The 18,715-nt window shown below is 70.1% G+C and carries 18 protein-coding genes and 2 tRNA genes; 9 read left to right on the forward strand and 11 right to left on the reverse strand.

Going from position 1 to position 18,715, the window contains the following annotated elements; genetic code table 11:
- Nucleotides 1-6 precede the first annotated feature (6 nt).
- On the reverse strand, nt 7-321 hold the full coding sequence (locus AB0J42_RS28175) for a hypothetical protein (RefSeq protein ID WP_364299577.1): 315 nt from the start codon (nt 319-321) through the stop codon (nt 7-9).
- Nucleotides 322-598: 277 nt separating this feature from the next.
- Nucleotides 599-684: transfer RNA gene (locus AB0J42_RS28180), tRNA-Leu, on the reverse strand.
- Between the two features lie 310 nt (nt 685-994).
- On the opposite strand from AB0J42_RS28180, the gene AB0J42_RS28185 reads away from it, so the two are divergent.
- Together AB0J42_RS28185 and AB0J42_RS28190 are read left to right on the forward strand one after the other, a co-directional pair.
- Complete coding sequence (locus tag AB0J42_RS28185) at nt 995-1,519, forward strand: hypothetical protein (protein ID WP_364299630.1); 525 nt, start codon at nt 995-997, stop codon at nt 1,517-1,519.
- 196 nt (nt 1,520-1,715) lie between these two features.
- The gene (locus AB0J42_RS28190) at nt 1,716-3,464 is read left to right on the forward strand and encodes a chaplin family protein (protein ID WP_364299579.1); all 1,749 of its coding nucleotides are present in this window, start codon (nt 1,716-1,718) and stop codon (nt 3,462-3,464) included.
- Between the two features lie 112 nt (nt 3,465-3,576).
- On the opposite strand, the gene AB0J42_RS28195 is transcribed toward AB0J42_RS28190, so the two are convergent.
- Entirely contained in the window at nt 3,577-3,777 is a 201-nt protein-coding gene (locus tag AB0J42_RS28195; RefSeq protein WP_364299581.1) for a DUF5703 family protein, read from the reverse strand.
- A gap of 190 nt (nt 3,778-3,967) precedes the next feature.
- Between AB0J42_RS28195 and topA the strand changes: the two genes are divergently transcribed.
- The 7 genes from topA to AB0J42_RS28230 all read left to right on the forward strand — a co-directional run bounded on the left by topA (nt 3,968) and on the right by AB0J42_RS28230 (nt 13,066).
- Nucleotides 3,968-6,664, forward strand: a complete 2,697-nt coding sequence (gene topA, locus AB0J42_RS28200) for a type I DNA topoisomerase (protein ID WP_364299583.1) — start codon at nt 3,968-3,970, stop codon at nt 6,662-6,664.
- A gap of 167 nt (nt 6,665-6,831) precedes the next feature.
- Complete coding sequence (locus tag AB0J42_RS28205; protein ID WP_364299585.1) at nt 6,832-7,986, forward strand: metallophosphoesterase; 1,155 nt, start codon at nt 6,832-6,834, stop codon at nt 7,984-7,986.
- Between the two features lie 63 nt (nt 7,987-8,049).
- The gene (locus AB0J42_RS28210; RefSeq protein WP_364299587.1) at nt 8,050-8,559 is read left to right on the forward strand and encodes a helix-turn-helix domain-containing protein; all 510 of its coding nucleotides are present in this window, start codon (nt 8,050-8,052) and stop codon (nt 8,557-8,559) included.
- A 162-nt stretch (nt 8,560-8,721) separates the two neighbouring features.
- Nucleotides 8,722-10,764 (forward strand): dTMP kinase, encoded by a 2,043-nt coding sequence (gene tmk / locus AB0J42_RS28215; protein ID WP_364299589.1) that lies wholly within the window; start codon nt 8,722-8,724, stop codon nt 10,762-10,764.
- A 9-nt stretch (nt 10,765-10,773) separates the two neighbouring features.
- Nucleotides 10,774-11,946 carry a DNA polymerase III subunit delta' gene (locus AB0J42_RS28220; RefSeq protein WP_364299591.1) on the forward strand — a complete coding sequence of 391 codons (1,173 nt, stop codon included), beginning with the start codon at nt 10,774-10,776 and terminating at the stop codon, nt 11,944-11,946.
- A gap of 154 nt (nt 11,947-12,100) precedes the next feature.
- Complete coding sequence (ricT, locus tag AB0J42_RS28225; RefSeq protein ID WP_364299632.1) at nt 12,101-12,928, forward strand: regulatory iron-sulfur-containing complex subunit RicT; 828 nt, start codon at nt 12,101-12,103, stop codon at nt 12,926-12,928.
- Between the two features lie 64 nt (nt 12,929-12,992).
- Nucleotides 12,993-13,066, forward strand: a tRNA-Thr gene (locus AB0J42_RS28230).
- A 69-nt stretch (nt 13,067-13,135) separates the two neighbouring features.
- Here AB0J42_RS28230 and AB0J42_RS28235 read toward each other — a convergent pair.
- The 8 genes from AB0J42_RS28235 to AB0J42_RS28270 all read right to left on the reverse strand — a co-directional run bounded on the left by AB0J42_RS28235 (nt 13,136) and on the right by AB0J42_RS28270 (nt 18,681).
- Nucleotides 13,136-14,410, reverse strand: coding sequence for a site-specific integrase (locus AB0J42_RS28235; RefSeq protein WP_364299593.1), 1,275 nt, complete (start codon nt 14,408-14,410; stop codon nt 13,136-13,138).
- Nucleotides 14,410-14,592, reverse strand: a complete 183-nt coding sequence (locus tag AB0J42_RS28240; RefSeq protein ID WP_364299595.1) for a helix-turn-helix domain-containing protein — start codon at nt 14,590-14,592, stop codon at nt 14,410-14,412. The genes AB0J42_RS28235 and AB0J42_RS28240 overlap by 1 nt, the downstream gene beginning before the upstream one ends.
- On the reverse strand, nt 14,582-15,919 hold the full coding sequence (locus tag AB0J42_RS28245) for a replication initiator (protein ID WP_364299634.1): 1,338 nt from the start codon (nt 15,917-15,919) through the stop codon (nt 14,582-14,584). The genes AB0J42_RS28240 and AB0J42_RS28245 overlap by 11 nt, the downstream gene beginning before the upstream one ends.
- A gap of 134 nt (nt 15,920-16,053) precedes the next feature.
- The gene (locus AB0J42_RS28250; protein ID WP_364299597.1) at nt 16,054-16,176 is read right to left on the reverse strand and encodes a hypothetical protein; all 123 of its coding nucleotides are present in this window, start codon (nt 16,174-16,176) and stop codon (nt 16,054-16,056) included.
- Nucleotides 16,166-16,342, reverse strand: coding sequence for a hypothetical protein (locus AB0J42_RS28255; protein WP_364299599.1), 177 nt, complete (start codon nt 16,340-16,342; stop codon nt 16,166-16,168). Before AB0J42_RS28255 ends, AB0J42_RS28250 begins: the two co-directional genes overlap by 11 nt.
- A gap of 21 nt (nt 16,343-16,363) precedes the next feature.
- Nucleotides 16,364-17,020: a DUF2637 domain-containing protein gene (locus tag AB0J42_RS28260; RefSeq protein WP_364299601.1), complete on the reverse strand. Its 657-nt coding sequence runs from the start codon at nt 17,018-17,020 to the stop codon at nt 16,364-16,366.
- A gap of 19 nt (nt 17,021-17,039) precedes the next feature.
- Nucleotides 17,040-18,359: an FtsK/SpoIIIE domain-containing protein gene (locus tag AB0J42_RS28265; protein WP_364299603.1), complete on the reverse strand. Its 1,320-nt coding sequence runs from the start codon at nt 18,357-18,359 to the stop codon at nt 17,040-17,042.
- Nucleotides 18,352-18,681 (reverse strand): hypothetical protein, encoded by a 330-nt coding sequence (locus tag AB0J42_RS28270; RefSeq protein WP_364299605.1) that lies wholly within the window; start codon nt 18,679-18,681, stop codon nt 18,352-18,354. The genes AB0J42_RS28265 and AB0J42_RS28270 overlap by 8 nt, the downstream gene beginning before the upstream one ends.
- Nucleotides 18,682-18,715 lie beyond the last annotated feature (34 nt).

The following is an 18,715-nucleotide window of genomic DNA, read 5'->3' on the forward strand; positions in this document are numbered from 1 at the left end:
GTAGTCCTAGCCGTCAGCGCCTGCCAGACTGGGGACGACCCCAGGCTGGCTCGCGTGACGCAGTAGCAATCTGTGTCCGAGGGTCCTCCATAGGCCGGACGTTACCTCTATGAGCCCTTGTGCCCGATGGTTTTCAGCGTGTTCTGCACGGCGATGGCGTACCCGGTCGTGGCCGACGATCGCATTGATCCATTCGTCGGCATCGCAGGCTCCGTGGCCATCGAAGGTCGGCAGCGGGTTTGCGTAGGCCACCTTGACCGAAGTCGTGATCACCAGATTGCCCACCATGATCCCTTGCTGCACATCGGCGTAGTCAGCCATAGGGCTCCTGGCCATCGCGGAAGGGCTGACTCGCGACGGCATCCTGTGTCCCTCCGCCTGCGACCGGGCCAGGAACCGTCATTGCAGTGGGATTGCCTGGTCGACTCACCGAGGAGGAGGTCGTCGCGATCGGAGATATGCGCAGAGCACTTGAGAGCGCGAATCCGCAGGACAAGGCTGAGGTGTACAGCCCGATAGGCCTGTGCTTGACCTATGAAGTGGCCCATAACGCAGTGATCGCCCAAGCTCAGCCTGGGCGATCATGTATGAATCTCTGTGTCCGAGGGGGGACTTGAACCCCCATGCCCCGCAAAGGGCACTAGCACCTCAAGCTAGCGCGTCTGCCTATTCCGCCACCCGGACGTGGTGCCTGCACGCGGGACCGTCATCTCGCGTCGGCTCCGTAAGGTTAGCAAACCTTTCGGGGTGCGTCATACCAGTGAGCCGGGGAGAGGCCGGGCGTGGGGCGCGGGTGGGTGATCGGTGAAGAAAACATGGGGTGCAGGGGTGGTTTGGGGTGATTCGGGCGGGCGGGCTTGACCGGTTGCTGGATCTCCGGTGAAAAGTGCTTGCGACAACCTTGAGTGCTGGTACGGTTACGGACCGTTGAGGGGTTGCGTGCGGCCGGCGCTCAACGCGCCGGCCGCGATTTCAGGGAGGTCACGTGGCACGCATGACCGCGCAGCGGCAGAGGGAGCGGTCCCTCGCTGTGCGGAGCGTGCCCACCGGCGCCCGCCGGGCTGACCGGATGGCGCGGTTCGCGGCCGTCGCCCGTCGGGTCCTGGTGCGAGCGGTTACGGTCGGCGGTCTTCTGGCCGCCGGCTGTCTGCTCGCCGTGGTTTTCCAGATGTTCACCGCTGCTCCGGCGGCCGCGGATTCCACCGCGGCGACAGGAGCCGGCGCCCCTCTCTCGGCTACGGCGTCCGACAACGCCGAGGCCATGGCAGGGCTGACGGTCGACGGGCTCACGAGCCGGTCCGATCACGGCCTGCCTTCGCCGGGCCCCACCGGCCAGATTCTCGACACCGACGGTCTGGTGCCCACCGGTGGTGCGAACGGCCCGTTCGGGCCTGGCATGGGGGATGTCGCACGGTACGGGTTCGACCCGCGTATCGACGTGAGGCTCGTCACTCCCGCCTACGTGCAGTCCCCGGTCGTCCGCGCAGCGGCGGACGACCCTTCTTTCTCACCTGACTAATCCCCGCCACTGGTTTCCGGCCCTTTCTTGGCCGGCGGCGGAGCGTGGCCGAGTTCCCCTCCGCCAGCGGGTGACACGTCGATCAATTCAGCAACGCGTTCGCGCCCCCGGGGCCTCCGCTGTGCTCACGCATGGCTCTGGCCGGGCCGCGGGCTTGTCAGGTAATTCCCCCCAAGAAATCAGCAGGAGCATTCTCATGCGTACATGGGCGAAGGCTTCCACTCCGGCCGCTCTCCTCGCGGTGGCGGTCATGTCGTTCGGCGGCACGGCTCTGGCCGACACGGACGGCGAGCACTCCATCGGCGGCGGCAACCAGGCCGACCTGCCGATCACCCTGCCGATCGACATCAGCGGCAACGCCGTCGGCGTGGTCGGCGACTCCAGCGCGTCCTCGAAGGGCGGCTCGTCCGTCGCCGACCAGGGCCGTGGCGGCAACGGCAACGGCAACCGGACGTCCGGCAGGTCGAGCGTCCTGGGCGGCACGCAGGCCGACGCGCCGATCACCGCCCCGATCAACGCCTGCGGCAACGCGATCTCGGTGTTCGGCAACTCCGACAGCGGGTGCAACGGCGGCGCGACCGCGCGCACCAGGGACGGTTCAGGCGGGGACAAGCGGACGTCGGGCAGCCGGAGCATCCTCGGCGGCACGCAGGCCGACGCGCCGATCTCGGCGCCGATCAACGCCTGCGGCAACGCGATCTCGGTGTTCGGAGACGCGACCGCGGGCTGCAAGGGCGGCACCGAGGCGCGGAGCACCGGCTCCCGCGGCGGCGGCGGCAAGACCACGTCGGGCCGCGGCTCGGTGCTGGGCGGCACCCAGGCCGACGCGCCGATCACCGCTCCGGCCAACATCTGCGGCAACTCGGTGGCGCTGCTCGGCGACGCGTTCTCCGGATGCGCGGGCGGCGCGAAGGCCACCCGTGACAGCGGGCCGCGCAAGAGCCGCAGCCTCCACCGCGGCTCGACCGGTCACGACACCGACGGCCGGTTCGGCGCGGGCAGCGGCAACCAGGTCGTGGCCCCGATCGTCGCCCCGGTCAACCTCTGCGGCAACGCGGTCGGCAACGCCACGGCCGGGTGCAAGGGCGGTTCGAGCGCGCACACCAAGGGCGGCTCCGACGCCGGCGGCAACCGGACGTCCGGGCGGTCCAGCGTGGCGGGCGGCAACCAGGTGCTCGCGCCGATCACCGCGCCGGTCAACGTGTGCGGCAACACGATCGGCGCGGCGGGCAGGGCGTTCGCCGGGTGCGCCGGTGGGCTCTCGGTGAAGAACCGCGGCCAGGCCCCGGGCGGCAACCGGACCTCCGGTCACTCCGGCGTGGGCGGCGGCAACCAGGTGTTCGCGCCGATCACCGCTCCCGTCAACGCGTGCGGCAACGCCGCGGCCGCCCTGGGCGACGCCGCGGGCGGGTGCCTCGGCGGCGCTCACCTGGGCCGGCCGGGCCCGAAGAAGGGTTACGGCCACGCCCACCAGTCCCGTAGGGCCCACGCGAGCGGCTCCAGCACGATCCCGCCGCGGCCCAGGCACAGCGACGCCCACCAGATGAGCGGCGGCCTCCCGATCGTCGGCGACGTCGCGGGTCAGCTCGGGCTGGCGCAGGTGCCCGGCCTGCCGGGCCTGCCGGCGACCGCCGCCAAGCCCAGCAAGCCCGCCAAGCCTGCCAAGCCCGCCAAGTCGAGCAAGGGCAAGCACGCCAAGCCGGCCAAGAAGCACACCGCCGCCGCCGCGAACCCGGCCGCCGACCTGGTCGCCACCACCCCGCTCGGCGGCGCGGTGAAGTCGGCCACCAGCAGCCTGCCGATCGGGCTGATGAGCGCCGCCCAGCCCGCCGGCGTCACCGGGATGTCCAACGCCTCGCTGCTGGCCCTGGTCCTGGGCGGGCTGTTCGCGGTGACCGCCTCTGTGTTCTCCGTCACCCGCCGGTTCCGTCCCAGCGGTAAGTAGGTGACCGCCTGACGGCCGCTGCCCCTGGACCCCTTCCAGGGGCAGCGTGCGCAGAACGCTTTGCCCGTTCCGGGGGCGCGGCCCGGGGCGGGCAAAGCCATGCCCGGAATAATCAGCCGGGCGGGCGCGTCAAAGTGCTGCGCACCCGTACGATCTTTCGTCGGAGGCGTACGTGACGGCTGCCGTCCGCGTGCTTGCGTACGCGGGCGAGTTCCCACTTGCCGTACTCTGCGTGCTCGGTCAGCAGCTGACGTGCGGCTTCTCGTGAGAGGTCGCGCGGGATGAAGATATCCATGTAGGAGTAGTCGAGCACAACGATTAGTCTCCAGGGTGAGTCAGGGCGCCATGCCGCTCGATGGGCCCTATTCTGCGTGCTCGTGGATGGACCCGGAAGCTAGTGGGTAGCCCGGGGGAAGGAAATTTCCGAGCGAGGGGTTACCTTTCAGATCTATGCCGGAGGTCCGGCAGGGGGACTGCAAGCGAACAGCGAGGTAGGAAGCAGCGTGCCAGCCAACAACGGCAGCGCCGGCGGTAGACGTCTGGTGATCGTGGAGTCGCCCGCCAAGGCGAAGACGATCGAGAAGTACCTCGGCGCCGGCTACATCGTCGAGTCGAGCATCGGCCACATCCGGGATCTGCCGGAGAGGGCCGACGACATTCCCGAGAAGTACAAGGGGAAGTCGTGGGCCCGTCTCGGCGTGAACGTAGAGCACGACTTCGAGCCGCTGTACGTGGTCAACCCCGACAAGAAGTCCCAGGTCAGCAAGCTCAAACAGCTGCTGAAGGAGGCCGACGAGCTCTACCTGGCGACTGACGAGGACCGCGAGGGCGAGGCGATCGCCTGGCATCTGCGCGAGGTGCTCAAGCCGAAGGTGCCCGTCCACCGGATGGTGTTCCACGAGATCACCCCGCAGGCCATCCGCGAGGCCGTCGCCAACCCCCGCACGCTCAACCTGCGCCTGGTCGACGCCCAGGAGACCCGCCGCATCCTCGACCGCCTCTACGGCTACGAGGTCAGCCCGGTCCTGTGGAAGAAGGTCAAGCCGCGGCTGTCGGCGGGCCGGGTCCAGTCGGTGGCGACGCGGCTGGTCGTGGAGCGCGAGCGTGAGCGGATGGCGTTCACCGCCGCCCACTACTGGGACCTTCAGGCGCTGTTCGACAGCGGCAAGCCCGAGGAGCGGCCGCGCGACTTCACCGCGACGCTGACCGGGGTCGACGGCAAGCGGGTGGCGCAGGGCCGCGACTTCACGAGCACCGGCACGCTGAAGAACAACGACGTGCTCCACCTGTCGGAGCAGGCCGCCGGTGAGCTGGCCGCCCGGCTCGCCGACGCGTCGTTCGCGGTCAAGTCCGTCGAGCGCAAGCCGTACACCCGCAAGCCGTACGCGCCGTTCCGGACGACCACGCTGCAGCAGGAGGCCAGCCGGAAGCTGGGCTTCTCCGCCAAGTACACGATGCAGGTGGCGCAGCGCCTCTACGAAGAGGGCTACATCACGTACATGCGTACCGACAGCATCACGCTGTCGGAGACGGCCGTGCAGGCCGCGCGCTCACAGGCGATCAAGCTGTACGGGAAGGAGTACGTTCCCGACAAGCCCCGGCTGTACAGCAGCAAGGTCAAGAGCGCGCAGGAGGCGCACGAGGCGATCCGGCCGTCCGGCGAGGAGTTCCGCACGCCGGGCGAGACCGGGCTGACCGGCGACCGCTACCGGCTGTACGAGCTGATCTGGCAGCGGACCGTGTCGTCGCAGATGAAGGACGCGGTCGGCGAGTCGATCCAGGTCAAGGTCGGCGGCCGGTCGGCGGCGGGCGAGGACGTCGAGTTCAGCGCCTCCGGCCGGACGATCACCTTCCACGGGTTCCTCAAGGCGTACGTGGAGGGCCACGACGACCCGTCCACCGCCCGCGACGACTCCGAGAAGCGGCTGCCCAACCTGGCGGAGGGCGACGCGCTCACCGTCTCGCGGCTGGACGTGGCCGCCCACTCGACCAAGCCGCCGGCCCGCTACACCGAGGCGTCGCTGGTCAAGGAGCTGGAGGACCGCGAGATCGGCCGGCCGTCGACGTACGCGTCGATCATCGGCACGATCCTCGACCGGGGCTACGTGTTCAAGAAGGGCACGGCGCTGGTGCCGTCGTTCCTCGCCTTCGCGGTGGTCAACCTGCTGGAGCAGCACTTCGGCAACCTGGTCGACTACGACTTCACGGCCGAGATGGAGAAGGTGCTCGACGACATCGCCAACGACCGGGCGGAGCGGGTGCCTGAGCTGCAGCGCTTCTACTACGGGTCCGACGGCGACGAGGGCCTCAAGGAGATGGTCACCGACCTGGGCGACATCGACGCCAAGGAGATCAGCTCCTTCCCGATCAAGGGCACGGACATCGTGCTGCGGGTCGGCCGGTACGGCCCGTACCTCGACCGCGACGGCACCCGCGTGAACGTCCCCGAGGACATGACCCCCGACGAGCTGACGGCGGAGAAGGCCGAGGAGCTGATCTCGCGCCCGACCGGCGACCGCGAGCTGGGGCACGACCCGGAGACCGGTCACCTGATCGTGGCCAAGGACGGGCGGTTCGGGCCGTACGTCACGGAGGTGCTGCCGGAGGAGGCGCCGCCCGCCGAGGGCGAGAAGAAGAAGCGCACCAAGAAGGCCGACGCGCCCAAGCCGCGCACCAGCTCGCTGTTCAAGTCGATGTCGCTCGACACGATCACGCTGGAGGACGCGCTCAAGCTGCTGTCCATCCCGCGCGTGGTGGGCGAGCTCGACGGGGAGCAGGTGGTGGCCCACAACGGCAAGTTCGGCCCGTACCTGAAGAAGGGCTCCGACTCGCGGTCGCTCGGGTCCGAGGAGGAGCTGCTGACGGTCACGATCGAGCAGGCCAAGGAGCTGTTCGCGCAGCCCAAGCAGCGCGGGCGGGGCCGTGCGGCGGCCGCGCCGCCGCTGCGTGAGCTGGGCGAGGACCCGAACTCGAAGAAGCCGGTGGTGGTCAAGGAAGGCCGGTTCGGGCCGTACGTCACCGATGGCGAGACCAACGCCTCGCTCCGCAAGGGCGACACGGTGGAGGACATCACCATCGAGCGGGCGGCGGAGCTGCTGGCCGAGCGCCGTGACCGCGCGCCCGCCCCGAAGAAGAAGACCGCCACGAGGAAGACGGCGGCGAAGAAGCCGGCCGCGAAGAAGTCCGCCGCCAAGTCCTGAGCACCCGGGACGGCGCCGTCTCCGGGCGGGCGTGTCCGGCAAGGGTCGCCGCCGTGGCGGGCCTCTCGCCGCGCGCTGGACGGCAGGGCGCCGACGTGGCTGTCCGGGTTCCTGAGAGGGGTCTCAGGGGCGGGCACGGGGGTCGTGGGCGCTCGTAGCATGACGGCGTGGCGTTCCTGTTCGTGGTCTTCGGTGTGCTTGCCTTGGTGCATCTCTATTTGTGGTACCGGCTGGTGCGGGGGACGACGCGGGCGGGGGCGGTGCGGCGGCGGCTGACGGCCGGGGTGGCCGGGCTGTTCGTGCTCGTGGTGGTCACGTTCCTGGGGCAGCGGACGCCGGGGGTGTCGTGGCTGGCGTGGCCGGGGTTCTTCTGGGTCGCGATCATGTTCTACCTGTTCTGGATCCTGCTGGCGCTGGAGGTGCCGCGGGCGGTGGCGGGGGTCGTGATGCGGGCCAGGGAGCCGGTGGCGGCGCCCGACCTGCCTGAGGATCCGGGGAGGCGGCTGTTCATCGGGCGGGCGACCGCGCTGGCGGCCGGGGTGGGGGCGCTGGGCACGGTCGGGTACGGGGCGACGCAGGCGCTCGGGGACCCGGTGATCGAGCGGGTTCCGGTGACGCTGCCGGGGCTCGACTCGCGGCTGAGCGGGCTGCGGTTCGCGGTGGTGAGTGACATCCATCTGGGGCCGCTCACGGGCCGGGCGCACACCGAGCGGATCGTCCGCATGATCAACGGGCTGGAAGCGGACGTGGTGGCGATCGTGGGCGACCTGGTGGACGGTACGGTCGAGGCCCTCGGCCCGCTGGCCAGGCCGCTGCGCCATCTGGAGTCGCGGTACGGGTCGTACTTCGTGACGGGCAACCACGAGTACTACACGGCGAACGGGCCGGACGAGTGGGTGGAGGAGCTGAACGGCCTGGGGCTGCGCTCGCTCCGCAACGAGCGGGTGGAGATCCGCCACCAGGGTGCGGTGCTGGACCTGGCCGGGGTGAACGACCTCACCGGCGAGAGCGGCGGCGACGGCCCCGACTACGCCAAGGCGCTGGGCGGCCGGGACGAGAGCCGGTCGGTGGTGCTGCTGGCGCACCAGCCCGTGCAGGCGGCCGAGGCCGCGCGGTACGGCGTCGACCTGCAGCTCTCCGGTCACACGCACGGCGGGCAGATGGCGCCGTTCAACCTGTTCGTGACGTTGCAGCAGCCGGTGGTGTCGGGGCTGGGCGCCGTGGACGGGACGCAGGTGTACGTGACGCGCGGGGCCGGGTTCTGGGGCCCGCCGGTGCGGGTGGGGGCGCCGCCCGAGATCACGCTGCTGGAGATTCGCTAACTAGCTGCGATGGAGTGGCTACATGCTGTAGTATCCCGGCGGATACTTCGGAGGTGGTCACTCATGTCTTCCCCCGGTGGAGGGCTGCCCGACGTCAATTTCTGGGCCGCGCGCGGCGCGCTGCTGCTGAAACAGGCGCGTCATGAGGCAAGCATGCGCCAGCAGCAGCTGGCGGGGGTGTGCGGCACGTCCCGCACCACGCTCTCGGCCTACGAGCACGCCCGCAAGTCGCCCACGCTGGAGACCGCGGGGCGCATCCTCGACGCGGCCGGGTTCCGGCTGGCGCTGGAGCCGAAGGTGGAGTTCTCGGGCGGCGTCCCCAACCGGCTGCCGCGGCTGCCGGCCGGTCAGGCGCTCGGCCGGGTGCGGGTGCGCGAGCGGGTCTACGACCTGTCGGTGCGCGAGCAGCGCCGCCAGGCCTATTCGGAGCTGCTCCGCGAGGGCGACTCCGAGCAGTTGCTCGCGCATGTCGACGAGGTGCTGCTGGCCGACCTGTGGGACGAGCTCGACCTGCCCGCGGGGGTGCGGTCGCGCTGGGCCCCGGTCGTCGAGCGGGCCAGGGCGCGCGTGTGAAACGGCGGCGGGCCCCCGGCGATGTTCTTCGTGGGGCCCATTCGCCTGGTGTGCCATGCGTACCGGGCCCTTGACGTACTACCCTCAGCGACGACCGGTCCGGTATTTCCAGACTCGTCGCTGATCTCCCAGTCCCGCTGAGCACCTGGATACGCTGACATCATGACCGCCCTTGGCCGAAGCCGTCAGGCTCACGTGCTGGCTAACGCCCCCTTCCGCCGGTTGTGGGCGGCCATGTCTGTCTGCAGCCTGGGCGACTGGCTCAACCTCCTCGCGCTCACCGCGCTGGCGGGCAACCTCACCCAGGGTGACTTCACCACGCAGTCGCTCGCCATCGGCGGCGTGTTCGTCGCCAAGATGCTCCCCGCCGTGCTGCTCGGGCCGCTGGCGGGGGCGTTCGCCGACCGCTTCGACCGGCGGCTGACGATGGTGCTCTCCGACGTGGCCCGGTTCGCCGTGGTGCTGTCGATCCCGCTGGTCAACAGCTACCAGTGGGTGATCATCGCGACGGTCCTGGTGGAGTGCGTCAACCTGTTCTGGGTGCCGGCCAAGGACGCCACCGTCCCCAACCTGGTGCCCAAGCAGCAGCTCGAGTCGGCCAACCAGCTCAACCTGCTCGTCACGTACGGGAGCGCGCCGATCGCGGCGGCCGTGTTCGCGATGCTGTCGGTGGTGGCCGACGTCGGCCGGAGCGTGACGCCGCTGCTGTCCGGGCTGGACCCGACGGCCCTGCCGCTGATCGTCAACGCGGGCGCGTACCTCGTCTCCGCTTCCCTGATCTTCACGCTCCGTGACATCCCCAAGCGCGACGGGGCGATCTCCACGCCGTCGGTGCTGAAGCAGATCGTCGACGGGTGGCGGTTCGTCGGCGGCAACCGCCTGGTCCGCGGGCTGATCATCGGCATGCTCGGCGCGTTCGCGGCGGGCGGCGCGGTCATCGGCGTGGCCAAGCTCTACGTGGAGGAACTGGGCGGGGGCGACGCCGCCTACGGCGTGGTGTTCGGCGCGGTCTTCGTCGGCATGGCGCTGGGCATGTTCTTCGGGCTGCGGCTGCTCAGCGGCCTGTCGCGGCGGCGGCTGTTCGGGCTGTCGCTGGTCGTGGCCGGGGCCGTGCTGACCGCCATCGCCCTGGTCCACAACCTGGTGATCGTGGTCATCCTGACCGTGGCGCTCGGGGCGTGCGCCGGCATCGCCTGGATCATCGGCTACACGCTCATCGGCCTGGAGGTCGAAGACGGCCTGCGCGGGCGGACGTTCTCGTTCCTGCAGTCCACCGCCCGGGTGACGCTGCTGCTGGTGGTCTCGGCGGCCAACCCGATCGCGGCGCTGTTCGGCCAGCGCGGCGTCGAGCTGGGCACGCTGAGCTACCAGTTCAACGGCACCAACCTGGTGCTGCTGCTCGGCGGCGTGCTGGCGGCCGTCGTCGGGGTGCTCGGCCTGCGCCACATGGACGACCGCGAGGGCGTGCCGATCCTGTCCGACCTGATCGCGGCCGTGCGCGGCGAGAGCTACCGGAGCGAGCCCCCCGAGCCGATGCCGGGGCTGTTCGTGGCGTTCGAGGGCGGCGAGGGCTCCGGCAAGACCACCCAGGCCAGGATGCTCGCCATCTGGCTGCGCGACCAGGGGTACGACGTCGTACAGACCCGCGAGCCCGGCGCCACCAAGATCGGCATGCGGCTCCGCGCCATCCTGCTCGACGCGGCCGAGCGCGGCCTGTCGGCGCGGTCCGAGGCGCTGCTCTACGCCGCCGACCGGGCCGAGCACGTCGAGAAGGTGATCCGGCCCGCGCTCCAGCGGGGCGCCATCGTGGTGTGCGACCGCTACGTCGACTCCTCGCTCGCCTACCAGGGGGCCGGCCGGGCGCTCGACCCCGAGGACGTCTCCAAGATCAACGCCTGGGCGACCGGCGGCCTCGTACCGCACCTGACCGTGCTCATCGACACCCCGCCCCAGATCGGGCTGGCCCGCATCGGCGGGGCGGCCGACCGGATCGAGTCGGAGCCGCTGGAGTTCCACGAGCGGGTGCGCAAGGGGTTCCGCGCGCTGGCCGCCGCCGCGCCCGACCGCTACCTGGTCGTCGACGGCACGCTGCCGCCGGAGCAGATCACCCGGGCCGTCCAGGACCGCACCCGCGAGATCCTGCCCGACCCGGTGCCTCAGGAGACCGAGGACGCCACGGGCACGATGCCCGCCATCCGCGACTAGCCTTGTCGCGTGGGCGTCTTCGATGACTTGGTGGGGCAGGATCAGGCCGTCTCCGTGCTGACCCGGGCCGCGTCCGCCGCGGCCGAGCTCGTCGCGGGCGGGCGCGGCGCCGGCATGACCCACGCCTGGCTGTTCACCGGCCCGCCCGGCGCGGGGCGTGAGGACGCGGCGCGGGCGTTCGCGGCGGCGCTGCTCTGCCCCGACGGCGGCTGCGGCCACTGCGACCAGTGCCACCAGGTGATGATCGGCTCCCATCCCGACCTGGAGCAGGTACGCCCCGCCGGGCTCTCGTACGGCGTCAAGCAGACCCGCGAGCTGATCCTGCGCGCGGCGGGCGCGCCGACGCAGGGCCGCTTCCGGGTGATCCTGTTCGAGGACGCCGACCGGGCCACCGAGTCGGCGGCCAACGCCCTGCTCAAGGCCATCGAGGAGCCGCCGCCGCGGACCGTGTGGCTGCTCTGCGCGCCCGCCCCCGACGACCTGATGGTCACCATCCGGTCCCGCTGCCGGATCGTCTCCCTGACCACGCCCACCTCCGACGTGGTGGCGCACGCCCTGGCCACCCGCGACGGCGTCCCGCCCGAGACCGCCCGCTTCGCCGCCCGCGCCGCCCAGGGCCACCTCACCCGGGCCCGCGCGCTGGCGCTCGACGAGGGCGCCCGGGCCCGGCGCGAAGCCGTGCTGGCCATCCCGCGCTCGCTCACCGGTGTCGGCGCGTGCGTGGCGGCGGCCGAACGGCTGGTCAAGACCGCCGAGGAGGAGGCCGCCGCGGCCACCGCCGCGCTCAACGAATCCGAGACCGCCGAGCTGCGCAAGCTCTACGGGGAGGGGTCCACGGGCAAGGGCCTCAACCGCGGCCTCGTACGCGGAGGAGCCGGAGCCCTGAAGGAGCTGGAGGACCGGCAGAAGTCCCGCGCCACCCGCCTCAAACGCGACTCGCTCGACGCGGCGCTGCTGGAGCTGGTGGCGTTCTACCGCGACGTGCTCGCCATGCAGTTCGGGGCCGCGGTCGAGCTGGCCAACGACGACCTCCGCTTCGACCTGGACCAGCTCGCCCGGACGACGACCCCGGAAGAGACACTGCGCCGCATCGACGCGGTCATGCGCTGCCGCGAACGTCTCGACCTCAACGTCAACCCGCAGATCGCCGTGGAGTCGATGATGCTGGCGCTGCGCATCTAGACGCCGAGGCAGCAGATGCCGGGGTGAAGCGTCTCTGTGATGTGGAAGTCCCCGCCTCACGCCCCTGACGGTCGCGCGATCGTACACGTAATGTGTGTGACGAAGGCCGCAAGAACCCCCGAGGCCGTCAGGAGGCGAGCACGAGCCCATGGGAATGATCATGGCCGTGAGCTTCACGCGCTACGGGCGGCTCTACTACCTCGATCCCGGCGAGCACAGCCCCAAAGTGGGCGACAAGGTGCTGGTCCCGACCGACGCCGGGCCCGAGGTGGCGGAGTGCGTGTGGGCGCCGCAGTACACGAGTGAGGACATCGCCGGGCTGCCGGTATGTCAGGGCATAGCGGGCGAAGAACACCTGTCCCGCGACGAGACCAACAAGCGCCGCCGGGCCGAGGCCCGCAGCGTCTCCAAACGACTGATCAAACGCCACAGCCTGCCGATGAAGGTGGTCGGCGTCGACTACCTGGACAAGGAGAACGTCTACACCGTCTACTTCTCCGCGCCGCACCGGGTCGACTTCCGGGCGCTCGTCCGCGACCTGGCCCGGAACCTGCGCGCCCGGGTTGAGCTGCGGCAGATCGGGCCTCGCGACGAGGCGCGGCTGCAGGGCGGCATCGGGCCGTGTGGCCGGGACCTGTGCTGCGCCACCTTCCTGAAGGACTTCGAGCCGGTGTCGGTGCGGATGGCCAAGGATCAGGACCTTCCGGTCAATCCGCTGCGGATCGCTGGGGCTTGCGGGCGGTTGATGTGCTGTCTGAAGTACGAGCATCCGCTTTATCAGGAGTTCCGGGCCACGGCGCCGCGTGTGGGGCTGGCTGTGGATACGCCGCACGGGGCGGGGACGGTGGTGGGGCACAACGTGCCGTCGGACTCGGTGGTGGTGCGGCTCAACGAGGGCGGGCGGCGGTGCTCCTGCCCCAAGGCGAGCGTGTGCGGGCCGCGGAAGGCGTACGACGCCGCGTACGGGGAGGGGGAGCGCTGACGGGTTTAGGGCGGAGCGAGTACCCTTCGGTCTCCTGTAGACTCTTGGCAGCCGTTCGCGGCATGCCGCCTTAGCTCAGTCGGCCAGAGCACTTCACTCGTAATGAAGGGGTCTGGGGTTCGAATCCCCAAGGCGGCTCCCAGGTCAAAGGCCCTTCCGGATGATCCGGAGGGGCCTTTTTCGACCTCGTACAGCAGCGAAGTACAGCTACAGGGCCTCGCCGTCGAGGCTGGCGTTGAGCTGGTCAAGCGCCTCACGGGTCTCGGGGGTGGCGATCTGGGTGTAGACGTTCATGGTCACCGAAATTTGCGAGTGCCGCAGGATGCGCATGGCCACACGCGGATGGACGCCGAGGGCCGCCAGCATCGACGCACAGGTGTGCCGGGTGTCGTGGACGCGGATGCGCGGGACTCCGGCGGCCTTGGCGCGCAGCTCGAACGAGCGGTTGAAGTTCCGCGGTTCGACGGGTGTGCCGTAGCGGGTGGTGAAGACAAGATCGGAGTCCTTCCACCTGTCACCGGCCTCGTTGCGCGCGTCCTCCTGGACTCGGCGACGATGCTTTAGAGCAGTCACGCAGAGAGCCGGAAGCGGGAGCGAGGCGTCTGAGTCGACGGTCTTGGTGGTGTCACGGTGGAGCAGCTTGCCGTGGACGCGGTTGAGCTGGTGGGAGATCCACAGCTCTTGGTTGGTGAGATCGATGCTGCCCCAGGTGAGCCCGAGGACTTCACCACGGCGCAGGCCGAGGACGAGTATGAGCACGAAGGCCGCATAGAGCGGTTCGTCGGCGGCCCGCAGGTGCTCCATGAACTGCCGCGCGTCATTGACGCTCCACACGACGTGCTTGCGCTTCTTCGTGGCCACCTTAGGCAGAGTGGTCAGCGCCACGACGTTCTTGGAGATCAGCTCCTCGCGGACGGCGTGCGTGAGCGCCGAGCGGAAGACACGGCGGATGCTCTCGATAGTGCCGCGCGACGGGTGATCCTGGCAGCACTTCCCGATGGAACAGCAAGGCTTCTTCCGCTTCTTCTTCTGCGCACAGCAGGTGCATAGAGTCGGAAGCGTGTTGAGCCAGGTCTGGACATCCCGCACGGTGAGCTTGTCGAGCCGCTTCTTGCCCAGGCCGGGGACAAGGTAGAGCCGGACGAGAGCTTCATAACCGGCGTACGTTGTCGGCTCGCGGTTCGGCTTCACCACGTCGGAAAGCCACCGGTTGAGGAAGGCGGCGACGGTCTCATGCTTCGTGGCCACCGGGCCTTTGCGCGCCTGATCGTGGAGCTTTAGCCACTTCTCGTGGGTCTCTTCACGGGTCTTGCCGTACGCCCACTTGCGGGTCTTCTTGCCCTCCGGCGTGGTGACCCAGACGTAGCCTGCCCAGCCGTTCTTGTACGGGAAGATCGAGCCCTCGTTGTTGGCACGGGTGCGACGTCCTTTGCGCGGGCGCTTGGGCTCATCGGGCGACGCGAGTGCGGTCTTGGAGGGCATCAGACGGTCTCCTCACAGAGTCGGGTCACGTAGTCGTTGAGCGCGGTGGCTGGGATGCGTCGGCAGCGGACGCCGACAACGATGGAGGCGAGTTCGCCGGAGCGGATGAGGTTGTAGAGGGTCCAGCGACTGACCTTCAGCACGGCCATGGCCTGGGGAACCGTGAGCAGTTCAGAGGTCATGTGGGCCTCCGAGCTGGGTTCCGGTCAAGGCGGCGGCGAGGAGCGCGTCTCCGAGGGAGTGGCCCTTGCCTGCGTACTCCCATTCGCTGATTACGAGGACCGTGTCCTCTTCGAAGAGAGGCAGGCGTCCGTGGGTGACCTCTTCGGTGTGAACGAAGCGTTCTCTCGCTGCTCGGAGTTCGCCGAGGGTGGTGGAGTAGCGGCGGGATCGGGTGGAGAAGTGGCCGCGGAATCCGAGCATGTGCGCCCAGTCCGTCAGCCGCAGCTCTGCCAGCTCGGGGAGGGCGCCGAGGCGGAGGCAGGTGGTGATGAGGCGGCGGGCGTGGTCGCGCAGGTTGAAGGCGTCCAGGGTGTCGGTGGAGTGGATGCGGCGGTCCAGGGTGCCGACGCATTCGGCGGCCTTGGTGGCGTACTTGGCGATGTAGCCCGCGACGGCTTGTTCGGTGAGGTCGCCGTTCAGGGTGATGGGGCGTATGTCGAGTTGCGTGCCCCAGCGCAGGATGCGAGCGGGTTGGCCCTCGTGGGTGGGTGCGGTGGCGGAGACGGCTTTGGCGGCGTGCTGGATGGCGGCGGGGAGGGTGTCAGTGGTGGCCCAGGCCGGTGGTGGTGTGGTGGGTCCGTCGGGGCCGTCGAGGCGGATGACGGCGTGGAAGTGGACGACGCCGCGTCGTTGGTATTCGGCGACCTTGGCGAAGGACAGTCTCAGGTGGCGGGGCAGGTCCTTGAGGGTCAGGCCGCCGGCCTTGGCGAGGGCGCGGCGCAGGGAGTCGGCGAAGCGCTTCCACAGCAGCGGCGCCAGGGCGTTGAACAGCACCGAGCCGGTGTAGTCGTAGCAGTCCGGGCACAGCGGTTCGCCGAGGCGCGGGTCGTCTTTGCTGTGGCGTTCGGTGCAGGACTTCACCCGACCATGCGGGCAGGTCTCAGCGTTGCGGCGGGCGTGGCAGGGCTGCACCTTGCCGCCGTGCTCCCGGCGGGCGTGAACGGTGCCGAAGGACGGGGCGGTGAGCGTGAGGAACAGCGTCGGATGGGTCGTGACGGTGTCGGGGACGCCTTTGCCGCCGATGAGGCCCGCGCGGATGAGTTGGTAGGTGTCGGCGCGGTAGGTCTCGGCGCAGGCCGGGCAGCGGGAGGCGCGGCGGGTCTTGCACGGCACCCGCAGCACGCCGTCGGGTTCGTGCCGGGTGGTGTAGCGGTGGAGCAGGGCGCCGGTGGCGCGGTCGTAGTGTTCGACCTTGCCGCGGAGGTGGATGGGTTGGCGGCAGCCGCCGGTGTGGCGGATCTGGGATGCCCAGCGGTCGTAGTCGTGCCGGTTGAGACGCTTGATCATGCCGGTGATGGCGTGCGCGCCTGCGTGGGTTGCGGGCAAGATGGAGACCTCCTCTCACTCGTTCGGGTGTGGGGATGGCCCCCGACCTGGCGTGTGTCTTGGCGGATGTACGGCCAGGCCGGGGGCGCTGCGCGTTATGCGCCGTGGTTGTCGATGCCGGTGCCGTCGCAGTCGGTGCACCGGTCGCCTTCGCTGGTCAGGCCGGTGCCGCCGCAGGTGCAGCAGCGGTAGCGGATCACTGGTGGGTCATCTGTCACGGGGTTGCTCTCTTTCGTGTGGGCCGGTGGTGAGGTAGATGCGCCAGTGGTGGGGGTGGGCGCGGTCGGGGTAGAGGCGGGACACGGCGTAGAGGGTGAAGTGCTGGCGCAGGCGGAACAGGGCGTCGATGATTTCGGCTCGGGTGCCCTCGATGCGGATGCGCATAGCTGGCGGGTTCCTTTCTGGTCAGGCGGTGCGCAGGGTGCGCAGCAGGTCGTCGGCGAGTTGGTTCGAGACGCCCAGGTGGGCGCGGAGTGCGTCGCGGGTGATGGGTCGGCCGTGTCTGGCGTGGTGGTTGTCGGCTACGCGGCGGGCGAAGTCGATCAGCGCGGGCGCGAGGTTGCCGCCCCGGTCGTCCTGGGCGTCGTCCTGGTCCGGGCTGTCATGCGGGACGAGGCGCGGGAGCGGCGAAGGAGTAAGGACGGGCGCGGGCGAGGCCGCTGGGACGGTGGATGGTTCGGGACGGGTGGCGCGGCGTTCCAGCATCGAGACGGCGATGAGGAAGGCGGCGGCCGGGGTGGCGGCGGTGATCCAGCCCCACACGGTCGGCTCGGCTTGGGCGAGGTTGGCGGCCAGCGATAGGACGATGCCGCCGGTCAGGACGAGGACTGGCCAGGTGATACGGCCAGGCCGGCCTTTGCCGGTCTTCTTGTCGCGCTGGCGTTCGCGGGCGGCCATGACGCAGGTCAGGTCGATGCAGACGGCGACGGCCCAGGCCATCCAGCCGGTCTGGCCGTGCTCGGTGGCGGTGTCGCGGATGTGGGTGAACGATCCGGCACCCGCGATGGCGGCCAGGACGAGGACCGGGCCGGTGTCGAGCAGCCAGCAGGCGAAGCGTCGCATCGTTCCTCCCTCCTTGGGTTCAGGTGGTGACGGGTGTCGGCAGGTGGGCGGTGATCTCGTCCCAGGCCGGGGCGAGGTGGGCGTGAGCATTCGCGGCGTGTTCGGCGGCTTGCTCGGTGACGTAGAAGGAGCGCGCCCGGTACCACTGGCCGTCCTGGTTAGCGACGATCGCGACGCCCGGGGTCTCGGCGGCGATGGCGCGAGCAGAGACGAGCGCGGCCGGGTCGAGGTCGCCGAGAGTCATGGTCGCGGTCTCCGGGTCGTTGACCCGGTGGCAGATCCGTCCCGAGCACTGCGCGCGCAGGGCAGTCACCCCAGGCCCCAGGTCGGAGCCGATCCGCTGGCCGCAGCAGAACAGGTAGATGCCGAACGCCCGCCCGAGTTGGGCCACCCGCAGGAGCGCGGTCGAGGTCTTGGCGATCTCGTCCTTCTCGCTCTTGTCGGCCATCAGGTAGAGCTCGGCCAACTCGTCGACGAGCACGACGACCGGGACGGGGCAGATGGCGGGCGGGAGTTGCCAGATGTTGCGGGCACCGGCCTGTCGGCACAGCCCCATCCGGTCGATCATCAGCCCGACCAGGTCACACAGCAGGCCGGTGGATTCGGCGCGGGAAGTGGCGAGCGCTGAGAGTCGTGGCGCGTACGGGGTGAACTCGACCCCGCCCTTGAGGTCGAAGCCGACCAGCGCCACCGGCTGCGGCGCGAGGCCGACGATGAGCGCGTTCGCGAGGTTCGACTTGCCGGACTGGGTCGCTCCCGCGTTGAGCCAGTGCGGCACCGTACGAAAGTCGATCATCCACGGTTGGCCGGTCTCCAAACGACCGACCGTCACCTTCAGCAGCTCGGGCGAGCCTGGCAGGTCCCTGACCTTGACCAGCGGGTCGCGCATCGTCGCCATCAGCACCACCCGGCCAGGGCGAGGCGACGACACCCGTACCGCGTGGACGCCCCAGGAGTGGGCGAGGCGTTCGGCGGCGTCGGCGTAGTCGCCGGGGGTTTGGCCTTCGAGGGTGTGCAGGGTGACGCGCCAGCCGTGCCGGGTCGGCTTGGGCAGCCACATGAACGGCTTGGTGTCGACGGCGACCCGCTGGAACCGGCGGCGGACCTTCACCAGGCCGGTGGAGGCGATCGCGCCGGGGACGGTGGTGAACCACCAGCGTTGCCGCTTCTTGGTTAGCCCGCAGCCGAGCGCTACTCGCCGCCACGAGGTGCGGACGGACAGGGCGACGAGGGGGAAGCCGAGGGCGAGCCAGAAGGAGGGGTAGTGCCAGCGGCGCCAGGCCCACAGCCCCGCCGCGACGGCGGCGGAGGCTGTGAGCAGCAGGAGCGCGTCACGCATCGGCGGCCTCCCGCACCGGGAGCAGGGCGTTGGCGCGGTAGGCGATGCCCCACCGGCCGGCGATCTCCCAGACGTAGCCGAGCAGGCCGACCGCGTTGACCTGGTCGCCGACGCCTACGGGCGGTTCGCCGGTGATGCCGATCTTGACGAGTTCGATCCGGCCGAACTCGTCCTCGACGGAGACGGTGACTTCGTAGACGGTGTTGCCGTTCTTGTCGGTCTTGATCTCGCCGGTGTCGCGGTTGAGCACCCGCGGACGGGGGGCCTTGACGCAGGTGATGGCGAGTTTGCTGACATCCACGGGGATCGGGACGGAACGCATGGGCGGTGACCTCCTCTTTCATCGTGAGCAACAT

This window comes from Nonomuraea sp. NPDC049649 (assembly GCF_040675175.1).
In the GTDB taxonomy this organism is placed as follows: Bacteria; Actinomycetota; Actinomycetes; order Streptosporangiales; family Streptosporangiaceae; genus Nonomuraea.